Below are 26,031 nucleotides of genomic sequence, written 5' to 3' on the forward strand. Positions count from 1 at the left end.
CCCGGTTGGGTCCTTCGGGCTGTTGAGCAGCCCTTTCGCGGCACAGGCCATGAAGCGGCCCCTTGTGGTTTTGCGCATAAAAAAAGGGCCCGTCGCGTGCGCTCGGGCCCTTGAAAGGTTGAGAGGTGTCTAGTCCCTCGACCTGGTGAGACGTTTTACAGCAGCCTGGTTATGCCTTCAGCGGAACCAGACGTGGAGCGATCATGTTTTCCGGACGCAGGATGTCGTCTAGCATCGCGTCGTCCAGCAGCTTCTCTTCACGCACCAGTTCCAGTACGCCGCGGCCGGTTTCCAGGGCAACGCGGGCGATACGGGTGGCGTTTTCGTAGCCGATGTACGGGTTCAGTGCGGTGACCAGGCCGATCGAGTGCTCGACCAGTTCACGGCAGCGCTGTTCGTTGGCAGTGATGCCGACGATGCAGTGCTCGCGCAGCATGTCCATGGCGCGCTGGAGCAGGCGGATGGAGTCGAAGATCTTGTAGGCGATCAGCGGTTCCATGACGTTCAGCTGCAGCTGGCCACCTTCGGCGGCGACGGTCAGGGCCAGGTCGTTGCCCATGATGGCGAAGGCCACCTGGTTGACGGCTTCCGGAATAACCGGGTTGACCTTGCCTGGCATGATCGAGCTGCCTGGCTGACGCGCCGGCAGGTTGATCTCGTTGATGCCGGTGCGCGGGCCGCTGGACAGCAGGCGCAGGTCGTTGCAGATCTTCGACAGCTTGACCGCGGTGCGCTTGAGCATGCCGGAGAACAGCACGAAGGCGCCCATGTCGGAGGTGGCTTCGATCAGGTCGGCAGCCGGGACCAGTGGCTGGCCGCTGATGGCCGCCAGGCGCTGCACGGCCAGAGCTTGGTAGCCAGGGTCGGCGTTGATGCCGGTGCCGATGGCGGTACCGCCCAGGTTGATTTCGGTCAGCAGTTCCGGAGCCAGCGAGCGCAGGCGCTGCAGGTCTTCGGTCATGGTGGTGGCGAAAGCACGGAATTCCTGGCCCAGGGTCATCGGCACGGCGTCCTGCAGCTGGGTACGACCCATCTTCAGTACGTGGTCGAATTCCTTGCCTTTGGCCGCGAAGGCCTGGATCAGGCTGTCGAGGCTGGCCAGCAGGGCGTCGTGACCCAGCAGCAGACCCAGGCGGATCGCGGTCGGGTAGGCGTCGTTGGTCGACTGCGCCATGTTCACGTCGTTGTTCGGGTGCAGGTGCTGGTACTCACCCTTCTGGTGGCCCATGACCTCCAGCGCGACGTTGGCGATGACTTCGTTGGCGTTCATGTTGGTGGAGGTACCCGCACCACCTTGGATCATGTCCACAACGAACTGGTCGTGGAACTCGCCACGGATCAGACGGGCGCAGGCCTCGCTGATGGCGGCGTGTTTGGCATCGCTCAGGTGGCCCAGCTCACGGTTGGCGTCGGCAGCGGCCTGCTTGACCATGGCCAGGGCCACGACCAGCTTCGGGTAGTGCGACAGCGGAACACCGGAGAGGTGGAAGTTGTTGGCAGCGCGCAGGGTCTGGATGCCGTAGTAGGCATCGGCAGGGACTTCAAGGGTACCAAGCAGGTCTTTTTCGACGCGGAACGATGCAGCGGAGGACATGACGGATATCATCTCGATTTAAACCCGGCACCTGCCGGAATGCCGCCAATCCTAGGCCTGCCCGGATTTTGCGGCCAATGCTGTTGCACGCTAACCTATGCACAAACGGCATACCGATTCATGTGACGCCAATTGACAAACGAGCGTGTTCCATTTTGGTGCGCGCTGGGAGACCCGCTTCATGAACCTCGAAAGCAAGTGGCTGGAAGACTTCAGCGCCCTGGCCGCCACCCGTAGTTTTTCCCAGGCGGCGGAGCGCCGTTTCGTCACCCAGCCGGCGTTCAGCAGGCGCATTCGCAGCCTGGAAGCGGCGCTGGGGCTGACCTTGGTGAATCGTTCCCGCACACCGATCGAACTGACCGAGGCTGGGCAGCTGTTTCTGGTCACTGCGCGCACCGTTGTCGACCAGTTGAGCGAAGTTCTCCGCCATTTACATCACCTCGAAGGCGGGCAGGGTGAGGTCGTCCAGGTGGCCGCTGCGCACTCCCTGGCGTCGGGGTTCTTCCCGCGGTGGGTGGCCCAGTTGCGCAACGATGGTCTGAACATCGCCACCCGCCTGGTGGCCACCAACGTGGGCGATGCCGTGCATGCCCTGCGTGAGGGGGGCTGTGACCTGATGCTGGCGTTCTATGACCCGGATGCGGCCTTGCAGATGGATGCCGAAATCTTCCCCTCGCTGCACATGGGTACCACCGAGATGCTGCCAGTGTGCGCCGTGGGCAGCGACGGCAAGCCGCTGTTCGATCTTGAGGGCGAGAGCAGCGTGCCGTTGCTGGCCTACAGCGCCGGGGCCTTCCTCGGTCGCTCGGTCAACCTGCTGCTGCGCCAGCGCAACCTGCGCTATACCACTGTCTATGAAACGGCCATGGCCGACAGTCTCAAGAGCATGGCCCTTGAAGGCATGGGGATCGCCTGGGTGCCGCGGTTGTCGATGCGCGGCGAGCTGGAGCGTGGCGAACTGGTGATCTGCGGGGGCAGCCAGTGGCACGTGCCGCTGGAAATTCGTCTCTATCGCTGTGCCTTGGTCCGCAAGGCCAACGTGCGTCTGCTCTGGCGCAAACTGGAGGGCGGCACGACGACCGCACCTGTTGACTCGAAAGTCAGCCAAAGCCCCGAAAAATAAGGCCGACAGTTGGTCGCCGGGGGTGCCTGGATGGCCTCGCGTTACGTTATACTTCGCGGCCCCCAGGCCGGATCGATCCGGCCATGATCAGCAAACAAGCCACGCCGGTCGTCCCGCGTGGCTTGTTGTTTTTTGACGCGCCCAAGGGCGCACAAGCGAAGAGGCTCGACGATGAGTGCACTGGTTGGCGTGATCATGGGCTCCAAGTCCGATTGGTCCACCCTTAGCCACACCGCCGATATGCTGGAAAAACTCGGCATTCCCTACGAGGTGAAGGTGGTTTCCGCCCACCGTACGCCGGATCTGCTGTTCCAGTATGCCGAAGAGGCCGAAGGCCGCGGCATCGAGGTGATCATCGCCGGTGCCGGCGGTGCTGCCCACCTGCCAGGCATGTGCGCCGCCAAGACCCACCTGCCGGTCCTGGGCGTGCCGGTGCAGTCCTCGATGCTCTCGGGTGTCGATTCGCTGCTGTCGATCGTGCAGATGCCTGCGGGCGTGCCGGTCGCCACCTTGGCCATCGGCAAGGCGGGCGCCATCAACGCGGCGCTGCTCTCGGCCAGTATCCTGGGTGCCAAGTACCCGCAATACCACGCGGCGCTCAAGCAGTTCCGCACGGAGCAGACCGAAACCGTCCTGGACAATCCGGACCCGCGCCAGGCCTGAGGCTATAAACATGAAGATCGGTGTAATCGGTGGTGGCCAGCTCGGCCGCATGCTGGCCTTGGCGGGGACTCCGCTGGGCATGAACTTCGCTTTCCTCGACCCGGCCCCGGATGCCTGCGCGGCAGCCCTGGGCGAGCACCTGCGCGCCGACTACGGCGATCAGGACCACCTGCGTCAGCTGGCCGACGAAGTCGACCTGGTGACGTTCGAGTTCGAAAGCGTTCCGGCCGAAACCGTGGCTTTCCTGTCGCAGTTCGTTCCGGTCTACCCCAGTGCCGAGGCCCTGCGCATCGCCCGTGACCGCCTATTCGAAAAGAGCATGTTCCGCGACCTGGGCATCCCGACGCCGGCGTTCGCTGACATCCTCTCCCAGGAAGACCTGGACGCTGCCGTGGCCAGCATCGGCCTGCCGGCGGTGCTCAAGACCCGTACCCTGGGCTATGACGGCAAGGGCCAGAAAGTCCTGCGCAGTGCCGAGGATGTCGTTGGCACCTTCGCCGAGCTGGGCAGCGTGCCTTGCCTGCTCGAAGGCTTCGTGCCGTTCACCGGAGAGGTCTCGCTGGTGGCCGTGCGTGGACGTGATGGCGAAACCCGCTTCTACCCGCTGGTGCACAACACCCACGAGAGCGGCATCCTGCGTCTGTCTGTGGCGAGCGATGCGCACCCGCTGCAGGCACTGGCCGAAGACTACGTGGGTCGTGTGCTGCAGAAGCTCGACTACGTGGGCGTGATGGCCTTCGAGTTCTTCGAGGTCGACGGTGGCCTGAAGGCCAACGAAATCGCTCCGCGGGTTCACAACTCCGGGCACTGGACCATCGAAGGGGCCGAGTGCAGCCAGTTCGAGAACCATCTGCGCGCCGTTGCCGGCCTGCCACTGGGCTCGACTGCCAAGGTCGGCGAGAGCGCCATGCTGAACTTCATCGGCGAAGTGCCGGCGGTGGACAAGGTCGTGGCCATCGATGACTGCCACCTGCACCACTACGGCAAGGCCTTCAAGGCCGGCCGCAAGGTGGGCCACGCCACCCTGCGCTGCGCCGACATGGCTACCCTCAAGGCCAAGATCGCCGACGTCGAAGCGTTGATCGCCGGCTGATTGAACCTCTGCCCTGTGCAGGCCCTCTGAAATGGCAACAAGCCAAAGTGCTGTCTAGGCTTTGGCTTGTTCCATCTTCAAAGCAGAGGGATTGCCATGGGTATCATTGGAACCATCTTCATCGGCCTGATCGTCGGCCTGCTGGCCCGTTTCCTCAAACCAGGGGACGACAGCATGGGCTGGATCATGACCATTCTTCTAGGTATCGCCGGATCCCTGGCCGCAACCTATGGCGGGCAGGCGCTGGGTATCTACCAGGCGGGGCAGGCCGCAGGTTTCTTTGGTGCCCTGGTCGGAGCCATCATCCTTCTGGTGATCTACGGATTCATCAAGAAACGCGGATGACTGGTTTAGAATGCTCGGCAATTCACCTGAGTTGCCGAGCATTTTCATGCGTGCGTTTTTCCTTGTTCCCTTGCTCCTGGCCAGCGCGCTGGCCCATGCCGAACTGCCCGAAACCGACTGGCTGGAGCTGATGCCCAAGTCGGACCAGAAGGCGCTCGAGCAGATGCCCGAGATCGATCACAACTCTCCCGAAGCCATGGGCACCTTTACCGACAAGGGTGGGCTCAAGCAGGCCAAGGGTTTGCCCGCGGTGATGTATTCCACCAAGACAGTGGCCGCCATGAACGGCAAACAGATCCGCCTGGGCGGCTATCCGGTGCCGCTGGAGAGCGATGCCAAGGGCAACAGCACCTTGTTCTTCCTCGTGCCATACCCCGGCGCCTGCATCCACGTGCCACCGCCACCGCCCAACCAGCTGGTGCTGGTGCGCTATCCCAAAGGGATGAAGATCGACGACATCTACACGCCGCTGTGGGTCAGTGGCACGTTGAAGGTGGAGAAGGTCAGCAATGACCTGGCCGATGCGGCCTATGCGCTGGAGGCAGGGAAGGTGAGGGTGGTGGAGGACGCGGACCTCTGACGAGGGCCTTGTCGGCCCCTTCCCACCGGGATTGCGCCGCTCTGAAGACTTGCGCAATCCCGGTGGCGGGTTTTTCCGCGAAAAGGATCAGAGTGCTTCACTGGCGATGGTAACGCTCAGCGAATGACTCGCCCCCGGCGCCAGGGTCACCGCGTCATCCCACACATTCGCCGTTTCGATGCACAGCATTCGCTGCCAGCCGTCGTCCGCCATGTCTGTCAGCTCCCGGGCACGTTCGGTCCAGGGGTTCCAGATCACCGCCGAGCGTGAACCTGTGCTGTGCAGCGTGATGCGCCGGTTCCATTGCGGGTCGACAATCTTGAGCAGATCGGGCGTCTGCAGGTAGATCCGGTCGGTCTCACCGGCAAAGCCGAGAGCGCCATGCTGCTGGCGCAGTTCCCAGTCGGCGAGGGTCTCGATGTAGCCGAGGTTATCCACACCCTCGACCCGTGCCTGTCGCACATCGCTGACCGCGAAGTAACTGTGCAGGGCCTGGCTGATGGTGACGCTGTCATTGCCCTGGTTGAGGCTGCTCAAGGTCATCTTCAGTTGTGTACCCATTTCGATCAGCAGCTTGAGCTCGACCTCATGGGGCCAGCCGGGCAGATCGCCCAGGGCCTGCGGCAGGCTGAACTCGATGCGCAGGCCTTCTGCGGCCTCCTCGATACCCAGCAGTTGCCAATCACGGGTGCGCGCCAAACCATGGGCCGGTGCCTGTTCGCCGTGGTACATGGCCTGCACGGCCTGCGGGTTGCGCTGCAAGTTACCGAACCAGGGCCAGCACACCGGTACTCCGGCGCGCACGGACTTGCCCTGGCGGAAGATGGCCTGGTCGCTCAGCCACAGCAGAGGCGGTTCGCCCAGCCGCTGGTAGCTCAGGACCTGTGCGCCCTGTTGGGCGATCAGCAGTTCGGCGTGATTGCTGGTGATACGCCAGCAGTTGAGTTCGCCGTGTTGTTCCGTTTCGACCTGGAAGGTAGCCATGCGCTTGTCTCGTCGTGGTGCATATCAGGCCTTGGACCTCATGCCTTGCAACGAGTTTACCGCGCCCCTGGCTCAGCGACGAGGGACGGAGCGGGTACGGCCACTGCCGTCGATGGCGACGAAGACGAACACGGCCTCGGTGACCTTGCGCCATTCGCTGGACAGCGGGTCGTCGCTCCACACTTCCACCATCATTTGGATGGAGCTGCGGCCGATCTCGAGGGTCTGGGTATAGAAAGAAAGCTGTGCGCCCACGGCCACCGGCACCAGAAAGGCCATGCGGTCGATCGCGACGGTGGCAACCCGGCCGCCCGCGACGCGGCTGGCCATGGCGGTGCCGGCCAGGTCCATCTGGGCGACCAGCCAACCGCCGAAAATATCGCCGAAACCGTTGGTTTCACGGGGCAGGGCAGTGATCTGAAGGGCCAGGTCGCCCTGTGGGATAGGATCTTCTTGTTCGAGCTCAATCATGCGGTGGGGCCTCGGACCCGTGACGCTTCGTTGGTTGGCGCAAATGACGGACGCCGGGAAAACGATTCAGCTTGAAACATACTACGCTGATTTCGCTTTGGAGGGCGGCCAAGGGAGACTCTGCGAAACCGCCTGCAACATTGACCGACGTTTTCGCACAGCATCCCACGTGTTGCTCAACCTTTTCCTACGAACGGTCAGTATATAGACCTGCACAGCCAGCGACGACCGCGCATTCGTGAATATCTGTATGGATTTTGTACCGCTATGAGGCGGACGCGGCAATTTGTTATCTTCGCTGGCTACTGAGCCAGAAGCCGCATGACCAACGGCCTGCAAGTCCAATAAGAGAACATCCCATGACTTCCGTGCAGAGCAGTATCGAGCAGCCGTCGCGGCCGCTGACCCGCAGTGACTACAAGACCCTTTCACTGTCCGCCCTCGGCGGAGCACTGGAATTCTACGACTTCATCATCTTCGTGTTCTTTGCCACGGTAGTCGGCAAGTTGTTCTTCCCCGCCGACATGCCCGAATGGCTGCGCCTGATGCAGACCTTCGGCATCTTCGCCGCCGGCTACCTGGCTCGGCCGCTGGGCGGCATCATCATGGCCCACTTCGGCGACCTGCTCGGGCGCAAGAAGATGTTCACCCTGAGCATCTTCATGATGGCGCTGCCGACCCTGGTCATGGGCCTGCTGCCGACCTATGCGCAGATCGGCCTGTGGGCGCCGGTGCTTTTGCTTCTCATGCGTGTCGTGCAAGGAGCGGCCATTGGTGGGGAAGTGCCAGGGGCCTGGGTATTCGTCTCCGAGCATGTGCCGGCGCGCAACACCGGCTATGCCTGCGGCACCCTCACCGCTGGCCTGACGTCGGGCATCCTGCTCGGCTCGCTCGTGGCGACCTTGATCAATACCCTCTATAGCGCCGACGAAGTGGCGGACTATGCCTGGCGTATTCCATTCCTCCTCGGGGGTGTGTTCGGCCTGTTCGCCGTGTACCTGCGCCGCTGGCTGCACGAGACGCCGGTGTTCGCCGAAATGCAGCAGCGCAAAGCCCTGGCTGAAGAACTGCCGCTGCGTGCGGTGCTGCGGGATCATCGTGGTGCGATCATTCTCTCGATGCTGCTGACCTGGCTGTTGTCGGCGGGCATCGTGGTGGTGATCCTCATGACCCCGGCGCTGCTGCAGAGCCTCTATCACGTCAGCCCCACCGACTCGCTGAAGGCCAACAGCCTGGCCATCGTCCTGCTCAGCTTTGGCTGCGTGGGGGCTGGCAGCCTGGCCGATCGCTTCGGCGCCGGGCGTGTGTTCATCGTCGGCAGCCTGGCGTTGCTGGCGTCGTCCTGGGCCTTCTACCACAGCCTGCCGACACGGCCGGACCTGCTGTTCCCGCTGTATGCGCTGACCGGCCTGTTCGTGGGCATCGTCGGCGCGGTGCCCTATGTGATGGTCAAGGCGTTCCCGCCGGTGGTGCGCTTCAGTGGCCTGTCGTTCTCCTACAACCTGGCTTACGCCATCTTTGGCGGGCTGACGCCGATGGTGGTTACCGCGCTGCTCAAGTTCAGCCCCATGGCGCCGGCCTATTACGTGGCCTGCCTGTGTGCCGTTGGTCTGGTGGTGGGTGTGTACCTGCTGGCGAACAAGCGCTGATCGGCGGCGGCTCTGTTCGCGGGTGAGCCCGCTCCAAGGGCCCGTGCGGAAAGCGCGAGCGGGTTTACCCCAGGCCCCTTCTTCCCGTGCCGCAACATCCTGTAAAGGCCATCCCGGGCGACCGTGATGGCCTTTCATCCAATTGTCATATTCAAGTCATAGAGTGTTCATGCGGCCTGCAGATACTTGGGCCCGATCCATCTCACACCCCAAATATTCCTGCTAGGAGTTAGGCATGAAACTGAAGCGTTTGATGGCGGCCCTCACGTTCGCCGCCGCTGGCGTAGCCACCGCCAATGCGGTTGCCGCCGTCGATCCTGCAATCCCGACCTACACCAAGACCACTGGCGTATCGGGCAACCTCTCCAGCGTCGGTTCCGATACCCTGGCGAACCTGATGACTCTGTGGGCCGAGGCCTACAAGAAGGAATACCCGAACGTAAACATCCAGATCCAGGCTGCCGGCTCTTCCACCGCGCCACCCGCGCTGACCGAAGGCACCGCCAACCTCGGCCCGATGAGCCGCAAGATGAAGGACGTCGAGCTGCAGGCCTTCGAGCAGAAGTACGGCTACAAGCCGACCGCCATCCCGGTCGCCGTCGACGCCCTGGCTGTCTTCGTCCACAAGGACAACCCGATCAAGGGCCTGACCATGGCTCAGGTCGACGCCATCTTCTCCTCCACCCGTCTGTGCGGCGGCAAAGCCGACGTCAAGACCTGGGCCGACGTGGGCGTGACCGGCGATCTGGCCAACAAGCCAATCCAGCTGTTCGGCCGCAACTCGGTATCCGGCACCTACGGCTACTTCAAGGAAGAAGCCCTGTGCAAAGGCGACTTCAAGCCTAACGTCAACGAACAGCCTGGCTCGGCTTCGGTCGTGCAGTCGATCAGCAGCTCGCTGAACGGCATCGGCTACTCGGGCATCGGCTACAAGACCGCCAGCGTCAAGACCGTGCCTCTGGCCAAGAAAGAAGGCGGCGCCTTCGTCGAGGACAACGAAGCCAACGCACTGAACGGCACTTACCCGCTGTCGCGCTTCCTGTACGTCTACGTCAACAAGGCCCCGAACAAGCCTCTGGCCCCGCTGGAAGCCGAGTTCGTGAAGCTGGTCCTGTCCCAGGCTGGCCAGCAGGTCGTGGTGAAGGACGGCTACATCCCGCTGCCGGCCAAAGTGGTCGACAAGACCCTGGCTGACCTGGGCCTGTCCCACGCCGGTAACGTTGCAAAGAAATAAGTAACTGAGGAAGAGGCCGGTGCCAAATGCCCGGCCTCCTCCACGAATTCCTCGTCCGAAGCCAGGGCTCCTGAGCGGCGGGCTTTTTTGCGTCACTGCATTGTCATGTTTTTGTCATACGGGACCGCTAGGGTGTGCGCATGAATGATCTGGCCAACTCCACAATGACCCAAAATTCTCCCCCCGTGCGGATTGACTTCAATACGCCCGAGCTGCAACGCAAGCGTCGTCTGCGTGCGCTGAAGGATCGCCTGACCCGCTGGTATGTCCTGGTGGGCGGGCTTGCCGTGCTGGCAGCCATCACCCTCATCTTCTTCTACCTGGCCTACGTGGTCCTGCCCCTGTTCCAGGGCGCCGAGTTGACCAGCAAGAAGGCGCTGGAGCCGACCTGGCTGCAACAGGATGCCGGCAAGCCGCTGATGATCGCCCTCGAGGAGCAGAACCTCGTGGGCATGCGTGTTTCCGATAAAGGCCAGGCGCTGTTCTTCGATGCCAAGACCGGTAACGAAGTCGAGCACGTCGACTTGCCGCTGCCGGCAGGCACCCAAGTGACCTCGATCAGCGCCGACCAGCCGGGTAGCCCGCTGGTGGTCCTGGGTCTGTCCAACGGCCAGGCGCTGGTGTTCCACCACACCTACAAGATCACCTACCCAGACAACAAGAAGACCATCGATGCGGGTATCGACTACCCCTATGGTCAGGCGCCTTTCGCCCTGGACCCACAGGGCCGCGCGCTGGAGCACGTGAGTGTCAACGTCAACGGCGACACCTTGCTGCTGGCCGGCTCCACCGGTTCGCAACTGCACGTGACCGAGCTGACTCGCCAGGAAAATATGATGACCGGCGAAGTCACCACCGAGCAGAACCGCATCGAGCTGCCGCAGATGACCGAGCCGGTGAAGGCCATCTTCGTCGACCCACGCCAGCAGTGGCTGTACGTGGTCAACGGTCGTGCCATCGCCGATGTGTTCAGCCTGCGCGACAAGAGCCTGAACGGGCGCTACAAGCTGTCTGAAGATGGCGACACCGAAATCACCGCCAGCACTCAGCTGGTCGGCGGTATCTCGCTGATCTTCGGTGACTCCAAAGGTGGCCTGAGCCAGTGGTTCATGGCCCGCGATCCGGACGGCGAATCGCGGTTCAAGCTGATCCGCAGTTTCCAGCTGGGCAAGGCGCCGATCGTGCAGATCGATGCTGAAGAGCGCCGCAAGGGCTTCATCGCCCTGGACAGCGAAGGCAAGCTGGGCGTGTTCCACAGCACTGCCCACCGCACCCTGCTGGTCGAGCCGGTCGCAGAAGGCGCCGGTGTGCTGGCCCTGTCGCCACGTGCCAACCGCATCATCATCGAGCAAGGCGGCAAGCTGTTGCCCCTGAGCCTGAAGAACCCGCACCCGGAGGTTTCCTTCAGCGCGCTGTGGGGCAAGGTCTGGTATGAGAACTACGATGAGCCGAAGTACGTCTGGCAGTCCACGGCCTCCAACACTGACTTCGAGCCCAAGCTGAGCCTGTCGCCGTTGACCTTCGGCACCCTTAAGGCTGCCTTCTACGCGATGATCCTGGCTGCGCCCCTGGCCATTGCCGCCGCGATCTACACCGCCTACTTCATGGCCCCGGGCATGCGTCGCAAGGTCAAGCCGGTCATCGAGCTGATGGAAGCGATGCCGACGGTGATCCTCGGCTTCTTCGCCGGCCTGTTCCTGGCACCATACTTGGAAGGCCACCTGCCAGGCGTGTTCAGCCTGCTGTTGATCCTGCCGATCGGCATCCTTGCCGCAGGCTTTGCCTGGAGCCGTCTGCCGGAGTCGATCCGCCTGCGTATCCCGGATGGCTGGGAAGCGGCGATCCTGATCCCGGTGATCCTGGTGATCGGTTGGTTCGCCTTGTTCATGAGCCCATTCATGGAGAACTGGTTCTTCGGCGGCGACATGCGCCTGTGGATCACCAACGATCTGGGGATCACCTACGACCAGCGCAACGCCCTGGTGGTCGGCATCGCCATGGGCTTCGCCGTGATCCCGAACATCTACTCCATCGCCGAAGACGCCGTGTTCAGCGTGCCGCGCAGCCTGACCCTGGGCTCGCTGGCCCTGGGTGCGACGCCCTGGCAGACCCTGACCCGCGTAGTCATCCTCACCGCAAGCCCCGGCATCTTCTCGGCGCTGATGATCGGCATGGGCCGTGCGGTGGGCGAGACCATGATCGTGCTCATGGCCACCGGCAACACCCCGGTCATGGAGCTGAACCTGTTCGAAGGCATGCGCACCCTGGCCGCCAACGTGGCGGTGGAAATGCCCGAATCCGAAGTCGGTGGCAGCCATTACCGTGTGCTGTTCCTCGCCGCCCTCGTGCTGCTGATGTTCACCTTCATCATGAACACCTTGGCCGAGCTGATTCGCCAGCGTCTGCGCAAGAAATACTCGTCGCTTTGATAGAAAGGTAGAGATCCGTGAAAAAGGATTCCCTCAAAGGCTGGTTCAAGAGCGGCGCCCCTGGCGTCTGGATCAGCGGTGGCGCGGTCGCCATGGCGGTGATCATGACCGTCGGCCTGCTCGCCGTGATCGCCGTCCGCGGCCTGGGCCACTTCTGGCCGGCCGACCTGATCCAGGCCACCTACAAGGTGCCTGGCCAGGGTGATCATGTGATCATCGGTGAGGTGGTGCAGAAGGAAGAAGTGCCACGCGCCCGCCTCAAGGGTGCCGGCCTGCCGGTGCCTGACGAAGGCCCGGAGTTCATGACCCGTGAGCTGGTCAAGGTGGGTAACCGCGACCTCAATGGCAGCGACTTCACCTGGGTGGTCGGCGACTGGCTGGTCGACCAGCAGAAACCGGCCGACCTGATCGCCTTGGAACGCCGCGAATGGGGCAACTTCTACGGCTACCTGGCGAGCGTCAAGGAAGAGGGCCGTGTGGTCGCCGAAGGCCCGGCTGCCTGGGCCGAGCTGCAGACCCGCCTCAAGCGTGCCGACCAGTTGGCCCGTGAGCTGCAATCGCTGGAAAAGAAAGACATCGGTGCCATCAACCATGGTCTGGAGCGCCTGCGTCTGCACGCTCGCAAACTGGAGCTGGACGGCAAGCTGGACGCCGCCGCCCAGGCGGACATGGACGCCGAGCGCGCCGAGCTCAATGCTCGCTACAAGGCCATCGAGGAGCGTCTGACCGGCCTGCACCAGGCATTCGCCCGCGACAGCCTGGTGGCTCGCGATGGCAATGGCCGCGAAGTGGAGATCAACCTGAGCAAGGTGGTACACGCCTACCAGCCCAACGGCATGTCCATCGTGACCAAGCTGGGTGTGTACTTCAGCAAGGTGTGGGAGTTCCTGAGCGACGACCCGCGTGAGGCCAACACCGAGGGCGGTATCTTCCCGGCGATCTTCGGCACCGTGATGATGACGCTGATCATGGCCGTGATCGTCACCCCGTTCGGCGTACTGGCGGCGGTCTACCTGCGTGAATACGCCAAGCAGGGCCCGGTGACTCGCCTGATCCGCATCGCGGTGAACAACCTGGCGGGCGTTCCGGCGATCGTCTACGGCGTGTTCGGCCTGGGCTTCTTCGTCTATGTGCTGGGTGGCTCGATCGACCGCTTGTTCTTCCCTGAGGCCCTGCCGGCTCCGACCCTTGGTACCCCGGGCCTGCTGTGGGCTTCGCTGACCCTGGCGCTGCTGGCGGTGCCGGTGGTGATCGTGGCCACCGAAGAAGGCCTGGCGCGTATCCCGCGTACCGTGCGCGAGGGCTCCTTGGCCCTTGGCGCGACCAAGGCCGAGACCCTGTGGAAGATCGTTCTGCCCATGGCCAGCCCGGCCATGATGACCGGCATGATCCTCGCCGTGGCCCGCGCCGCGGGCGAAGTGGCGCCGCTGATGCTGGTCGGTGTGGTGAAGCTGGCGCCATCGCTGCCGGTGGACGGTAACTACCCGTATCTGCACTTGGACCAGAAGATCATGCACCTGGGCTTCCACATCTACGACGTCGGCTTCCAGAGCCCCAACGTCGAGGCCGCGCGGCCGCTGGTGTACGCCACGGCGCTGCTGCTGGTGCTGGTGATCGCGACCCTCAACCTCTCGGCGGTGTGGATCCGTAACCACCTGCGCGAGAAGTACAAGGCCCTCGACAGCTAATTAAGCATTAAGCCATAAGCGGCAAGCTCCAAGCAGATTGCCGCTTTGCCCAAACTTGCAGCTAGCAGCTTGAAGCTCGCAGCTTCAAATGGAGTGAGAACATGCAACACGAAACTCATGCCCACGGCATCGACATGTCTGCCCTTGGCCGCGACAAGCAGAGCCTGCGCCTGGCCGAAGAAACCGTGGCCATCGAAGTCCCCGGCCTGTCCCTGTTCTACGGTGACAAGCAAGCGCTGTACGACGTGAAGATGAACATCCCCAAGCAGCGCGTGACCGCTTTCATCGGCCCGTCCGGCTGCGGCAAGTCGACCCTGCTGCGTACCTTCAACCGCATGAACGACCTGGTCGACGGTTGCCGTGTCGAGGGCGCGATCAACCTGTATGGCAACAACATCTACCGCAAGGGCGAGGACGTGGCCGAGCTGCGCCGCCGCGTCGGCATGGTGTTCCAGAAGCCTAACCCGTTCCCCAAGACCATCTATGAAAACGTGGTCTATGGCCTGCGTATCCAGGGCATCAACAAAAAACGCGTGCTCGATGAAGCCGTCGAGTGGGCCCTCAAGGGCGCGGCCTTGTGGGATGAAGTCAAGGACCGCCTGCACGACTCGGCCCTGGGCCTGTCCGGTGGTCAGCAGCAGCGTCTGGTCATCGCCCGTACCATCGCCGTGGAGCCGGAAGTACTGCTGCTCGACGAACCCTGCTCGGCCTTGGACCCGATCTCGACCTTGAAGGTCGAAGAACTGATCTACGAATTGAAATCCAAGTACACCATCGTCATCGTGACCCACAACATGCAGCAGGCGGCGCGCGTCTCGGACTACACCGCCTTCATGTACATGGGCAAACTGGTCGAATTCGGTGATACCGACACCTTGTTCACCAACCCGGCGAAGAAGCAGACCGAAGACTACATCACCGGTCGTTACGGCTAATCCTTGCTCTTGAGGAGCATTGGGGCCGCTGTGGGCGCGGGTTTACCCGTGAGTACCGGCCAAGCCGGTGCCCTGCAGCGCAGTGCCTGTTTCGCGGGTGAACCCGCTCCCACAGGTACAGGCGAGGCCGGAAAGCCAGGGAACGATACGAACTACTTGAAGCTTGCAGCTTCTTCGCGGAGCGAAACGATGATCAACAAAGAAAGCCTTACCCATCACATCTCCCAGCAGTTCAACGCCGAGCTCGAGGAGGTTCGCAGCCACCTCCTGGCGATGGGCGGCCTGGTCGAGAAGCAGGTCAACGACGCCGTCACTGCACTGATCGAGGCAGACTCGGGCCTGGCCCAGCAAGTGCGTGAAGTCGACGAGCAGATCAACCAGATGGAGCGCAACATCGACGAGGAGTGCGTGCGCATCCTCGCCCGTCGTCAGCCGGCGGCCTCCGACCTGCGTCTGATCATCAGCATCTCCAAGTCTGTGATCGATCTGGAGCGCATCGGCGACGAATCGACCAAGATCGCCCGCCGCGCCATCCAGCTGTGCGAGGAAGGCGAGTCACCACGCGGCTACGTCGAGGTGCGCCACATCGGCGACCAGGTCCGCAACATGGTGCGCGATGCCCTGGATGCCTTTGCCCGCTTCGATGCGGATCTCGCCCTCTCGGTGGCCCAGTACGACAAGACCATCGACCGCGAGTACAAGACAGCACTGCGCGAGCTGGTCACCTACATGATGGAAGATCCGCGTTCGATTTCCCGCGTGCTGAGTGTGATCTGGGCCCTGCGTTCGCTGGAGCGTATTGGCGACCATGCGCGCAACATCTCGGAACTGGTGATCTACCTGGTGCGCGGTACCGACGTACGCCACATGGGCCTCAAGCGCATGAAGGCCGAAGTGCTCGGCGAAACGGGCGACGATGCTGAAATCGCTAATGTTCCGGCCGAATCGGACGATAAATAAGATTGCTCCGAGCATCGACGCCCGGCTCCGGCCGGGCGTTTTCGTTTGCGGTCGAGCAGCCAGCAGGCACCCGCGAATGATCAGAGAAGTCCCGGCGTGACCAGTGGTTTGGCAAATGGCCATCAGTCAGCGGTATGCTAGTCGGGGTTCAAGAGGAGTATCGATGAGTAAGGTCAATGTGCTGGTCGTGGATGATGCGCCATTCATTCGTGACCTGGTGAGGAAGTGTCTGCGCAATGCCTTCCCAGGCATGGTCATCGAAGACGCGGTCAACGGTCGCAAGGCCATGGCCATGCTGGGCAAGGAGCGGTTCGACCTGGTCCTGTGCGATTGGGAAATGCCAGAGATGTCAGGCCTGGAACTGCTCACCTGGTGCCGGCAGCAGCCAGAGTACAAGGACCTGCAGTTCATCATGGTGACCAGCCGTGGTGACAAGGAAAACGTGATTCAGGCCATCCAGGCCGGCGTCTCGGACTTCGTCGGCAAGCCGTTCACCAATGAGCAACTGCTGACCAAGGTGAAGAAGTCCCTGACCAAGCTTGGCAAGCTCGACAGCCTGATGGCCAGTGCGCCAGCGCGGGTCAATTCGGCATTTGCCAATGACTCGCTCAGTGCCTTGACCGGCGGTCGCCCCGAGGCAGTCAAGGCGCCGGTGGCTGCCGCTGCGCCTGCACCTGGCAAGCCGCTGATCAATGCCCCGACGCCCAAGACCGCCGCCGCCGCATCCCAGAGCGGGCGTGGCCAGGGCCAGCTGCGTTTGGCCAGCGGTACCCAGCCCTGCGTGATCAAGGCCCTTAGCCTCAAGGAAGCGCTGCTGGTGGTTCGCCGCAGCACGACCCTGCCGCAGGTGCTAGAGGGCGCGGTGCTGGACCTGGAGCAGGGCGAGAGCGCCGAGGTTGCGCGGCTCAATGGCTATCTGCACGCCATTGCCGCTCTGGAGCCCAAGCCTGAAAGCGACTGGCTGCAACTGACGTTCAAGTTCGTCGACCAGGACGCGCAGAAGCTCGACTACCTGTCGCGCCTGATTGCCCGCGGCACCGCGCAGAAGCACTTCACCCCCGGCGCCTAGATCGCCAGTCCGGGGCGCCACTGACTTGCTCCGTGGCGTCCTCGCGAATACCCGCAGCCCATCGCGGGCTATGCCAGCCCATCGGGACTGCACTGCTCTCAAGGCTTGGGCAATCCCTGTGGGGTTTACCCGCGAAGCAGCCACCTCGATGGAGGATGCGGGCGTTGCCCGTGTTGGCCGGTGAAGCAAGGCGTCAGAGATGGCCAATTGCTCATTTCCCGACCAACTGCAATACCCCTTAGAAATCCGACTGCTAGGCTTGCAGACATAATAACTGTCAAAAAGCCACCGCCATGCCAACTCGTCTGATGCTGTTCTGTGCCTTGCTCACGGTCTCGGCGTCGAGCGTGGGCATGACCCTCTACAAGACCACCGATTCCTACGGTGTGGTCTCCTACTCCGAACAGCCAAGCCCTGGCGCCAAAGCGTTCGTGCTGCGCGAGCCGATGTTCGAGCGCCTGGAGCGCCAGGTGCGCTTGCGTACCGTGGATTTTGCGGGCGGAACGCGTTTCTTCGCACGTAATGACCTGTTCGCACCCGTGGAGGTCGAATTGCGCTTGCAGCGCCTGGCCAACGCCCAGGGCGGTAACGCGCCACGGATCGTCCGGCGTGTGGTGCCGCCGCGTTCGACCCAGGTCCTGACCGTGTTGGCGGCACTGCCCGGCGAGCAGGTGAAGTACGAGTCGAAACTGCGCTATGCCTTGGGCGACCCAGCCCGACGGCCACAGGCGTTCCAATATCCATTCCCCTGGCGAGGGGGGCCGTTCCGCCTGAGCCAGGGCCCGAATGGACGTTTCAGCCACTTCGGGCCCAAAGGGCGCTACGCCATGGATATCGCCATGCCTGAGGGCACGCCGATTGTCGCGGCGCGGGGCGGGGTGGTGGTGAAGATCGAGAACAACCAGACAGGCCGTGGCAACAACCCGGCGGGCAACTTCGTCAGGATCCTGCACCCGGACGGCACCATGGGCGTCTACCTGCATCTGATGCGCGGGTCGGTGGTGGTCAGCGAAGGGCAGCGAGTGCTGCAGGGGGCGCCGTTGGCGAAGTCAGGCAACACCGGCAACAGCAGCGGGCCGCATTTACATTTCGTGGTGCAGCGCAACGTGGGGTTGGCGTTGGAGTCCATTCCCTACCAGTTCGACCGGCCGATTGGCGGGATGCCTGACTTCACGGCGGGGAACCCGTGATAGCGCTGGGGCTGCGTCGCAGCCTTTCGCAGGCTTCGTCCGAACACCGGCAAAGCCGGTGCCATCCACCGCATTGCATTCTTCGCGGGTACAACCGCCCCCACAGGACCACGTAAGTCTTAGGTACGACGCAATCCCGGTGGGAGCCTGCGATGGGGCGCAGAGCGCCCCAGGCTGGTCAGACGAGCTTGAGCACCTTGGCCAGCACGATCTTCGGCCCTTTCATCTTCTTGATGATGATGCGCAGGCCTTCGACTTCCAGCACTTCCTCTTCCTCGGGTACGCGCTTGAGCGTTTCATAGACCAACCCCGCCAGGGTCTCGGCCTCGATGTGGTCCAGGTCCACCCCCAGCAGTCGCTCGACCTTGAACAGCGGCGTGTCGCCACGTACCAGCAGCTTGCCCGGCTGGTAGGCGAGGATGCCGCGCTCGGTCTTGCGGTGCTCGTCCTGGATGTCGCCGACCAGCACTTCCAGCACGTCTTCCATGGTCAGGTAGCCGATCACCTTGCCGTCGGCCTCTTCGACCAGCACGAAATGCGCGCCGCCCTTGCGGAACTGCTCCAGCAACTGGGACAGCGGCATGTGCCGCGAGACGCGTTCCAGCGGGCGGGCCAGGTCGTCCAGATCCAGGGTCTCAGGGAAGTGGTCCATCTCGGCCAGCTCCAGCAGCAGATCCTTGATGTGCAGCAGGCCGATGAACTCTTCGCGCTCGGCATCGTAGACCGGGTAGCGGCTGAACTTGTGGCGACGGAACATCGCCAGGATTTCCTTGAGCGGCGCCTTGGCATCGAGGCTGACCATGTCCTCGCGGGAGTTGGCCCAGTCGACCACTTCCAGTTCGCCCATCTCCACGGCCGAGGCCAGCACGCGCATGCCTTGGTCGCTCGGGTCCTGGCCACGGCTGGAGTGCAGGATCAGCTTGAGTTCTTCGCGGCTGTAGTGATGCTCATGATGCGGCCCAGGCTCGCCTTGGCCGGCGATGCGCAGGATGGTGTTGGCGCTGGCATTGAGCAGGTAGATCGCGGGGTACATCATCCAGTAGAACAGGTACAGCGGCACCGCCGTCCACAGCGACAGCAGCTCGGGTTTGCGGATCGCCCAGGACTTGGGCGCCAGTTCGCCGACCACGATGTGCAGGTAGGAGATCACGAAGAAGGCGACGAAGAACGAGATCGCCTTGACCAGCTCAGGCGTATCGACCCCCACTGCAGCCAACAGCGGCTCGAGCAAGTGGGCGAAGGCCGGCTCACCGACCCAGCCCAAGCCCAGGGAGGCCAGGGTGATGCCCAGCTGGCAGGCCGACAGGTAGGCGTCCAGCTGGTTGTGAACCTTGCGCAGGATGCTGCCGCGCCAACCGTGCAGTTCGGCGATCGATTCGACGCGGGTTGCACGCAACTTGACCATGGCGAACTCGGCGGCAACGAAGAAGCCGTTGAGCAGCACCAGAAGGAAGGCAAAGAGAATCATGCCGAAGTCGGCAAAAAGGGAGATGAAGCTGAAACCAGGGGAAGGGTCCATGATGGAGTTTTTACAGGGTCCGTCTTTGAATTAGGAAGAAAAAAAGTGCCAGCGTTGGCTGGCACAGGGGATCCAATGTAGCGGCTGAAGCTGCAAAAGCAAAGGGCGCGGTATCACCCCGTCGCGGGCAACCCCACGTGTACGCCTGGCACGCACCTTGTGGAGCGGGTTTACCCGCGAACCAGGTGTGGCACCGATGCACCGGTGTTCGCAGGCAACCCCACGTTCAGGCTTTGTTCGTCACCACCTGAGCGGGTGCGAAATGGCAGGTGAAGGTGCTGCCATGGCCTGGCACGCTGCTGATTTCCAGACGTGCGCGATGGCGCAGCAGTACATGCTTGACGATCGCCAGGCCAAGGCCCGTACCGCCGGTGTTGGAGGCGCGGCTGGAGTCGACCCGGTAGAAGCGCTCGGTCAGGCGTGGCAAGTGCTTGGCGTCGATGCCGATGCCGGAGTCCTGCACCGACAGGTGGGCGCCTTGTTCGTCCGCCCACCAGCGAATGCGGATGTTGCCTTCGTCCTGGGTGTACTTCACGGCGTTGAACACCAGGTTGGAGAAGGCGCTGCGCAGTTCCGACTCGCTGCCCTTGAGGCGCACGCCAGGCGCTGCCTCCAGCGTGATGCGCTGGTTGCGTGGGCCGGACAGCGCCTGAGCGTCGCCCTTGATCGATTGCAGTAGGGCCTCGACGGCCACGGGCTGGTTGTCGGAGGGGTAGTCGGTGGCCTCGAGCTTGGCCAATAGCAGCAGGTCGTTGAGCAGTGTCTGCATGCGCGCGCCTTGCTGGCTCATCTGCTGGAGCGCCCGGCCCCAACGCGGGTTCACGTCCTCGACGTTGTCCAGCAGGGTTTCCAGATACCCGGTGATGACCGTCAGGGGCGTGCGCAGCTCATGGGAGACGTTGGCGACGAAGTCCTTGCGCATCTGCTCGAGCTGATGGATGCGGGTGACGTCGCGTACCAACATCAAGTGCTCGTTGTTGCCATAGCGGGTGATGTGCAGTTGGACCCGCATGCGGTCGTTGATCGGGGAGGGGATCTCCAGCGGCTCGAGGTAGTTCTCCGACTCGAAGTACTCCTTGAAGCGCGGGTGGCGTACCAGATTGGTCACCGGCTGACCGCCATCCTGTGGGGTCTTGAAGCCCAGCAGGGTTTCGGCAGCGCGGTTCCACCACTCGAGGTTGCCTTCGCTGTCGAGCATGATCACCGCATCGCGCAGGGCCGCAGTGGACTCCTGGACCCGGTCGATCACCGCCTGCAGGCGTCCGCGCACGCGCTGGTCGCGACGTTGCAGGTGATAGATGCTGTCGAACACCTCGCCCCACAGGCCATAGCCATCGGGCGGGGCTTCGTCGGGCTGATGGTTGCGCAGCCAATCGTGCAGGCGCAGCAGTTGCTTGAGGGTCCAACCCAGGTAGAGCGCAAGGCCGATGGCCAGGCTCCAGCCGTAGTAGCCGCTGACCAAGCCGCCGATCAGGCAGACGGTGATCAGCAGCAGCATGTGGCGAATCAGGGTCGCGTGCCAGTTCTGGTTCAATTGAGGGGATCCTTCGGATCCGGCTGCAAGTTGCACGCTACGCGCGGCAAAAAGAAGCGGATCGGTGGTGCTTTAAGTCCATTTTTCGGCCTGACGCTGCCTGCTTCATCTTGCAGCTTGAGGCTGGAGGCTTTCAGCTGCTCTTAGCTCTTGGTCGAGAAGCGGTAGCCGGTGCCTCGGACGGTTTGTACCAGATTTTCGTAGGCTTCACCCAACGCCTTGCGCAGGCGACGGATATGCACGTCGACGGTGCGCTCCTCGACGTAGACATTGCCGCCCCAGACTTGGTCGAGCAACTGGCCACGGGTGTAGGCGCGCTCCTGGTGAGTCATGAAGAACTGCAGCAGGCGGTATTCGGTGGGGCCCATTTCGGCAGGCTTGCCGTCGATGGTCACGCGGTGGCTGATCGGATCGAGCAGCAGGCCGCCCACTTCGATGGGGGCTTCGCTGTCGCTCGGGCCAGTGCGGCGCAGCACGGCCTTCAGGCGCGCCACCAGCTCGCGAGGCGAGAACGGCTTGGTGATGTAGTCGTCGGCGCCGACTTCCAGGCCCTGGATCTTGTTGTCTTCTTCACCCTTGGCGGTGAGCATGATGATCGGGATGTCGCCGGTCAGTTCGTCGCGCTTCAGGCGACGGGCCAACTCGATGCCCGATGTGCCAGGCAGCATCCAGTCGAGCAGGATGAGGTCCGGCTTGCGGTCGACGATGATGGCGTGGGCTTGCTGGGAATTTTCGGCCTCCAGGCAGTCATAGCCGGCCATTTCCAATGCAACGGCGATCATCTCGCGAATGGGCGCTTCGTCGTCGACGATCAGAATGTTTCTGCCAACCATTGCTTAAAACCTCTCCCAGGAACTGTGTCTTGGCCCGCATTAGATAACGGAATTATTGCAGCTGTGTGACAGGACATTGGCGATTCTGGCGACATTCCATGACTGGACTAGGCTTTAACGGGCCGCCCAGGCGGTAGGTAAACCCACTACACCCCCCGAACCATGGTGATTCCAATGACACGACATACGCTGAGCTGGATGGCCCTTTTCGCTGCGCTGGCGCTACCGGGGGTGGCATCGGCCCACCACGCAATGGAAAAGGACGGCATGTGGGTCGATCATGCTGGCATGACCCTCTACACCTTCGACAAGGATGCCGATGGCAAATCCATGTGCAACGGCGAGTGCGCCAAGAACTGGCCGCCGCTGATGGTCAAGGCCGAGGACGAGGCCGCCAAGGACAAATGGACCCAGGTCACCCGGGATGACGGGACCAAGCAGTGGGCCTATGACGGCAAGCCGCTGTACACCTTCATCAAGGACAAGAAAGCCGGGGACAAGACCGGTGACGGTGTGAAGGACGTCTGGCATATCGCCAAGCCCTGAAACGTACAGCTGATTGAAGGATGCTGGACAACCTGTGGGAGCGGGGTTGCCCGCGAATGCGAAGGTGCAGTCACTCTCGATTCGCGGGTAAACCCACTCCCACAGGGGGCAGGGCTCAGCGCAACGCGTAGTCCAGCACCACGCCGATGAAGATCAGCAGCCCCGCCCAGTGATTGTGCAGGAATGCCTTGAAGCACGATTCCCGGTCCAGCTTGCGCGTCGACCAGTATTCCCAGACAAAGCACACGGCAGCGGCCAGCAGGCCCAGATGGAACCACCCGCCCATGTCGAAACGGCTGCCCGCCAGCAGCAGGCAACCCAGTGACAGCATCTGCAGGGTCAGGATGATCGTCCGGTCGGCCTCGCCGAAGAGGATCGCCGTGGATTTCACACCGATCTTCAGGTCGTCGTCGCGGTCCACCATCGCGTAGTAGGTGTCATAGCCCACGGTCCACAGCAAGTTGGCGATGTAGAGCAGCCAGGCGCTGGCCGGCAGCTCGCCCCCCGCGGCGGTGAACGCCATGGGAATGCCCCAGGAATAGGCCGCGCCCAGCACTACCTGGGGGTAGTAGGTGTAGCGCTTCATGAACGGGTAACAGAATGCCAGCGCCACCGCGCCGAACGAGAACCACACTGTACGGGCATTGGTGCACAGCACCAGCAGGAAACTGACCCCGACCAAGATGGCGAACAGCATCACGGCTTCGCGAGGCCTCACCCGGCCACTGGCCAACGGCCGGTCAGCGGTGCGTTTGACATGGCCATCGACCTTGCGGTCGGCGAAGTCGTTGATGCAGCAGCCGGCGGCGCGCATCAGTACCACGCCAAGGCCGAAGATCAACACGTTGGCCAGCGTCGGTGAGCCGTTGCCGGCGATCCACACCGCCGAAAGGGTGGGCCACAGCAGCAGGTAGATGCCGATCGGACGGTCCATGCGGCTGAGCTGGATGAAGTCCCAGGCCCGGGGGTGCAGGCGGTTGAATGACTTGAGCAGTTGCAGGTACATCAGCGGGTTTCCTCCTTGGCCGCTTGCCACAGGGCCGGCAGGAACACCTCGGCCACCAGCAGGTTCAGGCCATCGCGGGCAAAACGCGAACGCCGCCCCCACAAGTTGGCATGGCGCGCTTCGGGCGGCAGCCAGGCCTGTGGATAACCACAGACTTCGATGGGGTGGCGCGTGAAGGCCTGATCGCAGAACAGTAGCTCGCCCAGCGAGCGGCTGCCCAACGTCTCGAGATCCAGGCCGCCGCGCTCCAGGGCGCTGCGACTGGCCACGCTGCGGGCGAACACCCAAGGCTGGCCATGGCCGCGCAGGTAGACTTCGCGCACCCAGCCTTGCTCCCCAGGCGCCAGGCCCAGGGCTTGGCATTCATCGTCACGCAGGGGCTGCCAGCCCTCGAACAACGGGGTGACGGCGAAGTGATCGCGGGAGAGGTGGGTCAGGCGGCGGGTCAGGGAGCCTTCGTCGAAGAGCCAGTCGAGAATCGACGGTTCGATGCCGGCAGCAAGCTGTGAATACGGCAGCCACGCGACAGCGGCTGCTTGCGGGGTTTCGTACGGCACGTCGGTATGCTTGTTACAGCCAGAGAGGCGGCGAGCTTAGCATGATTGCCCCGACTGCTTGCATACTGGTCGCAGGGCCAGTACAAAGCCCCCACGAATTGCGCGGTAGCCCTTCGCGGTGGTTCGAGGTATCCCGGGGCTGCCCGCTATGACGAACGCCTGAGTCTGTACCGAGGAACGACCCCATGAAGAAGTGGCAGTGCATTGTCTGTGGCCTGATCTACGACGAGGCCGAAGGCTGGCCGGACGACGGCATCGCCCCGGGCACCCGCTGGGAAGATGTGCCGGAAGACTGGCTGTGCCCCGACTGTGGTGTCGGCAAGAGTGACTTCGAAATGATCGCCATCGGCTGATCACCCCCTGTTCAACGAGAGGAGCACGACATGACGTCCCCTGTGGTGATCATCGGTACTGGCCTTGCGGGCTACAACCTGGCCCGCGAGTTTCGCAAGCTCGACGGCGACACGCCGTTGTTGCTGATCACCGCCGACGACGGCCGCTCCTACTCCAAGCCCATGCTTTCCACCGGCTTTGCCAAGCAGAAGGATGCCGATGGCCTGTGCATGGCCGAGCCAGGCGCCATGGCCGAGCAGCTCAAGGCCGAGATCCGCACCCATACCACCATCAGTGGTATCGACCCAGGCCACAAGCGCCTGTGGATCGGTGAAGAGGCGGTCGAATACCGCGATCTGGTCCTGGCGTGGGGCGCTCAGACCGTGCAGGTGCCGATCGAGGGCGATGCGGCCGAGCTGGTCTTCCCGATCAATGACCTCGAGGACTACGCGCGCTTTCGCGCCGCAGCAGCAGGCAAGCGCCGAGTGCTGATTCTCGGTGCGGGTCTGATCGGTTGCGAGTTCGCCAATGACATGAGCCTTGGCGGCTTCGAAGTCGATGTGGTCGCGCCTTGTGAGCAGGTGATGCCAACCCTGCTGCACCCGGCTGCGGCCGGTGCGGTGCAGGCGGGCCTGGAAGGTCTGGGCGTGCGCTTTCACCTGGGGCCGGTGCTGACCCGCCTGCAGCGTGACGAGCAAGGCCTGCAGGCGCACCTGTCCGATGGCCAGGCGATCGCCTGCGATCTGGTGGTATCGGCCATCGGGTTGCGCCCGCGCACAGACCTTGCCGCTGCCGCGGGCCTGCAGACGAACCGGGGTGTGGTCGTGGACCGGCAGTTGCGCACGTCCCACGACAACATCTTCGCCCTGGGTGATTGCGCTGAGGTCGACGGTATCAACCTGCTCTATGTCATGCCTTTGATGACCAGCGCCAGGGCCTTGGCCCAGACCCTCGCTGGCAACCCTACCGCTGTCGCCTATGGGCCGATGCCCGTGACCGTCAAGACGCCGGCCTGTCCGCTGGTGGTCTCACCGCCCCCGCCAGGGCGCGAAGGTGTTTGGCAGGTCGAGGGGCAGGGCGCCGACCTCAAGGTGCTCTGCCACGATGCTGCCGGCCAACTGCTGGGCTACGCGCTGACCGGGACGGCGGTGATGGAGAAGTTGGCGCTGAATCGGCAGTTACCGCCCCTGATGGCGTAAATAGCTGGCGCTCTGTCGGGTATGCCCTGTTCTTGAAGCGACAATGGCCACCCAAGTACTGGCGCGGCTTCGGTGAGCGTGCCATCCTCACTCCCGTCTGCCGCAGATTAGAGCCTGCGGTGCCTTGAACGCTGCTTCGCGAAGCGGCACGGCAATAACAACAAGAAATCCCGTACAAGAGGCTTCACTATGCGTAAACCAGAACTCGCCGCTGTTATCGCCGAAAAGGCCGACCTGACCAAGGAAAAGGCCAACCAGGTCTTGAATGCGATCCTCGACAGCATCACCGGTGCGCTGGACAAGGACACTGTCACCCTGGTCGGTTTCGGTACTTTTGAAAAACGTCATCGTGGTGCCCGCACCGGCAAGAACCCGCAGACCGGTCAGCCCGTCAAGATCAAAGCCAGCAACACCGTTGCCTTCAAGCCCGGCAAGAACCTGCGCGACAGCGTCAATCAGCCCGCCAAGCCCGCCAAGAAAGGCAAATGACCCCTCAT

General features: G+C 63.0%; 25 protein-coding genes. 17 read left to right on the top strand and 8 right to left on the bottom strand.

Annotated features, from left to right (window positions below):
- Positions 1-169 precede the first annotated feature (169 nt).
- Positions 170-1,594, bottom strand: a complete 1,425-nt coding sequence (gene aspA / locus ACNFCH_RS10125) for an aspartate ammonia-lyase (protein ID WP_196165490.1) — start codon at positions 1,592-1,594, stop codon at positions 170-172.
- Between the two features lie 181 nt (positions 1,595-1,775).
- On the opposite strand from aspA, the gene ACNFCH_RS10130 reads away from it, so the two are divergent.
- The 5 genes from ACNFCH_RS10130 (at position 1,776) to ACNFCH_RS10150 (ending at position 5,398) form a co-directional block, all read left to right on the top strand.
- Complete coding sequence (locus ACNFCH_RS10130; RefSeq protein WP_337157683.1) at positions 1,776-2,717, top strand: LysR substrate-binding domain-containing protein; 942 nt, start codon at positions 1,776-1,778, stop codon at positions 2,715-2,717.
- 171 nt (positions 2,718-2,888) lie between these two features.
- Positions 2,889-3,380: a 5-(carboxyamino)imidazole ribonucleotide mutase gene (gene purE, locus ACNFCH_RS10135; protein ID WP_043209945.1), complete on the top strand. Its 492-nt coding sequence runs from the start codon at positions 2,889-2,891 to the stop codon at positions 3,378-3,380.
- Between the two features lie 10 nt (positions 3,381-3,390).
- Positions 3,391-4,473 carry a 5-(carboxyamino)imidazole ribonucleotide synthase gene (locus ACNFCH_RS10140; protein WP_196165492.1) on the top strand — a complete coding sequence of 361 codons (1,083 nt, stop codon included), beginning with the start codon at positions 3,391-3,393 and terminating at the stop codon, positions 4,471-4,473.
- 96 nt (positions 4,474-4,569) lie between these two features.
- Complete coding sequence (locus ACNFCH_RS10145; RefSeq protein WP_043209941.1) at positions 4,570-4,818, top strand: GlsB/YeaQ/YmgE family stress response membrane protein; 249 nt, start codon at positions 4,570-4,572, stop codon at positions 4,816-4,818.
- 46 nt (positions 4,819-4,864) lie between these two features.
- Positions 4,865-5,398, top strand: a complete 534-nt coding sequence (locus ACNFCH_RS10150; RefSeq protein WP_416742703.1) for a DUF3299 domain-containing protein — start codon at positions 4,865-4,867, stop codon at positions 5,396-5,398.
- A gap of 87 nt (positions 5,399-5,485) precedes the next feature.
- On the opposite strand, the gene ACNFCH_RS10155 is transcribed toward ACNFCH_RS10150, so the two are convergent.
- Together ACNFCH_RS10155 and ACNFCH_RS10160 are read right to left on the bottom strand one after the other, a co-directional pair.
- Positions 5,486-6,382, bottom strand: coding sequence for a D-hexose-6-phosphate mutarotase (locus tag ACNFCH_RS10155; protein ID WP_416742704.1), 897 nt, complete (start codon positions 6,380-6,382; stop codon positions 5,486-5,488).
- 72 nt (positions 6,383-6,454) lie between these two features.
- The gene (locus ACNFCH_RS10160) at positions 6,455-6,853 is read right to left on the bottom strand and encodes an acyl-CoA thioesterase (RefSeq protein WP_003253317.1); all 399 of its coding nucleotides are present in this window, start codon (positions 6,851-6,853) and stop codon (positions 6,455-6,457) included.
- A 359-nt stretch (positions 6,854-7,212) separates the two neighbouring features.
- Here ACNFCH_RS10160 and ACNFCH_RS10165 point away from each other — a divergent pair, with 359 nt between their 5' ends.
- The 8 genes from ACNFCH_RS10165 to ACNFCH_RS10200 all read left to right on the top strand — a co-directional run bounded on the left by ACNFCH_RS10165 (position 7,213) and on the right by ACNFCH_RS10200 (position 18,007).
- Positions 7,213-8,502: an MFS transporter gene (locus tag ACNFCH_RS10165; RefSeq protein WP_337157679.1), complete on the top strand. Its 1,290-nt coding sequence runs from the start codon at positions 7,213-7,215 to the stop codon at positions 8,500-8,502.
- A 235-nt stretch (positions 8,503-8,737) separates the two neighbouring features.
- Positions 8,738-9,736: a phosphate ABC transporter substrate-binding protein PstS gene (locus ACNFCH_RS10170; protein ID WP_070093406.1), complete on the top strand. Its 999-nt coding sequence runs from the start codon at positions 8,738-8,740 to the stop codon at positions 9,734-9,736.
- A gap of 140 nt (positions 9,737-9,876) precedes the next feature.
- Positions 9,877-12,165: an ABC transporter permease subunit gene (locus ACNFCH_RS10175; RefSeq protein WP_196165496.1), complete on the top strand. Its 2,289-nt coding sequence runs from the start codon at positions 9,877-9,879 to the stop codon at positions 12,163-12,165.
- Between the two features lie 17 nt (positions 12,166-12,182).
- The gene (pstA, locus tag ACNFCH_RS10180) at positions 12,183-13,853 is read left to right on the top strand and encodes a phosphate ABC transporter permease PstA (RefSeq protein ID WP_196165497.1); all 1,671 of its coding nucleotides are present in this window, start codon (positions 12,183-12,185) and stop codon (positions 13,851-13,853) included.
- A gap of 101 nt (positions 13,854-13,954) precedes the next feature.
- Positions 13,955-14,788, top strand: coding sequence for a phosphate ABC transporter ATP-binding protein PstB (gene pstB / locus ACNFCH_RS10185; RefSeq protein WP_337157678.1), 834 nt, complete (start codon positions 13,955-13,957; stop codon positions 14,786-14,788).
- Between the two features lie 189 nt (positions 14,789-14,977).
- Positions 14,978-15,748 (top strand): phosphate signaling complex protein PhoU, encoded by a 771-nt coding sequence (phoU, locus tag ACNFCH_RS10190; RefSeq protein WP_070093402.1) that lies wholly within the window; start codon positions 14,978-14,980, stop codon positions 15,746-15,748.
- Positions 15,749-15,911: 163 nt separating this feature from the next.
- Complete coding sequence (locus ACNFCH_RS10195) at positions 15,912-16,817, top strand: response regulator (protein ID WP_196165499.1); 906 nt, start codon at positions 15,912-15,914, stop codon at positions 16,815-16,817.
- A 293-nt stretch (positions 16,818-17,110) separates the two neighbouring features.
- Positions 17,111-18,007 (top strand): peptidoglycan DD-metalloendopeptidase family protein, encoded by an 897-nt coding sequence (locus ACNFCH_RS10200; RefSeq protein ID WP_416742705.1) that lies wholly within the window; start codon positions 17,111-17,113, stop codon positions 18,005-18,007.
- Positions 18,008-18,185: 178 nt separating this feature from the next.
- Here the strand turns inward: ACNFCH_RS10200 and ACNFCH_RS10205 are convergent, their stop codons facing one another.
- From ACNFCH_RS10205 to phoB, 3 genes are all read right to left on the bottom strand, one after another.
- Entirely contained in the window at positions 18,186-19,526 is a 1,341-nt protein-coding gene (locus ACNFCH_RS10205) for a hemolysin family protein (RefSeq protein ID WP_416742706.1), read from the bottom strand.
- Between the two features lie 226 nt (positions 19,527-19,752).
- Complete coding sequence (phoR, locus tag ACNFCH_RS10210; protein WP_337157714.1) at positions 19,753-21,024, bottom strand: phosphate regulon sensor histidine kinase PhoR; 1,272 nt, start codon at positions 21,022-21,024, stop codon at positions 19,753-19,755.
- A gap of 179 nt (positions 21,025-21,203) precedes the next feature.
- Positions 21,204-21,893 carry a phosphate regulon transcriptional regulator PhoB gene (gene phoB / locus ACNFCH_RS10215; protein ID WP_003253341.1) on the bottom strand — a complete coding sequence of 230 codons (690 nt, stop codon included), beginning with the start codon at positions 21,891-21,893 and terminating at the stop codon, positions 21,204-21,206.
- 174 nt (positions 21,894-22,067) lie between these two features.
- Here phoB and ACNFCH_RS10220 point away from each other — a divergent pair, with 174 nt between their 5' ends.
- Positions 22,068-22,439 carry a hypothetical protein gene (locus tag ACNFCH_RS10220; protein ID WP_070093397.1) on the top strand — a complete coding sequence of 124 codons (372 nt, stop codon included), beginning with the start codon at positions 22,068-22,070 and terminating at the stop codon, positions 22,437-22,439.
- Positions 22,440-22,554: 115 nt separating this feature from the next.
- Here ACNFCH_RS10220 and ubiA read toward each other — a convergent pair whose 3' ends face one another.
- Positions 22,555-23,445, bottom strand: coding sequence for a 4-hydroxybenzoate octaprenyltransferase (gene ubiA, locus ACNFCH_RS10225; RefSeq protein ID WP_337157675.1), 891 nt, complete (start codon positions 23,443-23,445; stop codon positions 22,555-22,557).
- Positions 23,445-24,002 (bottom strand): chorismate--pyruvate lyase family protein, encoded by a 558-nt coding sequence (locus ACNFCH_RS10230; protein ID WP_416742707.1) that lies wholly within the window; start codon positions 24,000-24,002, stop codon positions 23,445-23,447. Before ACNFCH_RS10230 ends, ubiA begins: the two co-directional genes overlap by 1 nt.
- A gap of 185 nt (positions 24,003-24,187) precedes the next feature.
- Between ACNFCH_RS10230 and ACNFCH_RS10235 the strand changes: the two genes are divergently transcribed.
- The 3 genes from ACNFCH_RS10235 to ACNFCH_RS10245 all read left to right on the top strand — a co-directional run bounded on the left by ACNFCH_RS10235 (position 24,188) and on the right by ACNFCH_RS10245 (position 26,023).
- The gene (locus tag ACNFCH_RS10235; RefSeq protein ID WP_011536423.1) at positions 24,188-24,355 is read left to right on the top strand and encodes a rubredoxin; all 168 of its coding nucleotides are present in this window, start codon (positions 24,188-24,190) and stop codon (positions 24,353-24,355) included.
- Between the two features lie 30 nt (positions 24,356-24,385).
- Positions 24,386-25,534 carry an NAD(P)/FAD-dependent oxidoreductase gene (locus tag ACNFCH_RS10240; protein ID WP_337157673.1) on the top strand — a complete coding sequence of 383 codons (1,149 nt, stop codon included), beginning with the start codon at positions 24,386-24,388 and terminating at the stop codon, positions 25,532-25,534.
- Between the two features lie 189 nt (positions 25,535-25,723).
- A complete protein-coding gene (locus ACNFCH_RS10245; protein ID WP_043209915.1) occupies positions 25,724-26,023 on the top strand; it encodes an HU family DNA-binding protein in 300 nt (99 codons plus the stop codon).
- Positions 26,024-26,031: the final 8 nt, after the last annotated feature.

The sequence above is a fragment of the Pseudomonas sp. NY15354 genome (genome assembly GCF_048068075.1).
Classification (GTDB): Bacteria; Pseudomonadota; Gammaproteobacteria; order Pseudomonadales; family Pseudomonadaceae; genus Aquipseudomonas; species Aquipseudomonas guariconensis_C.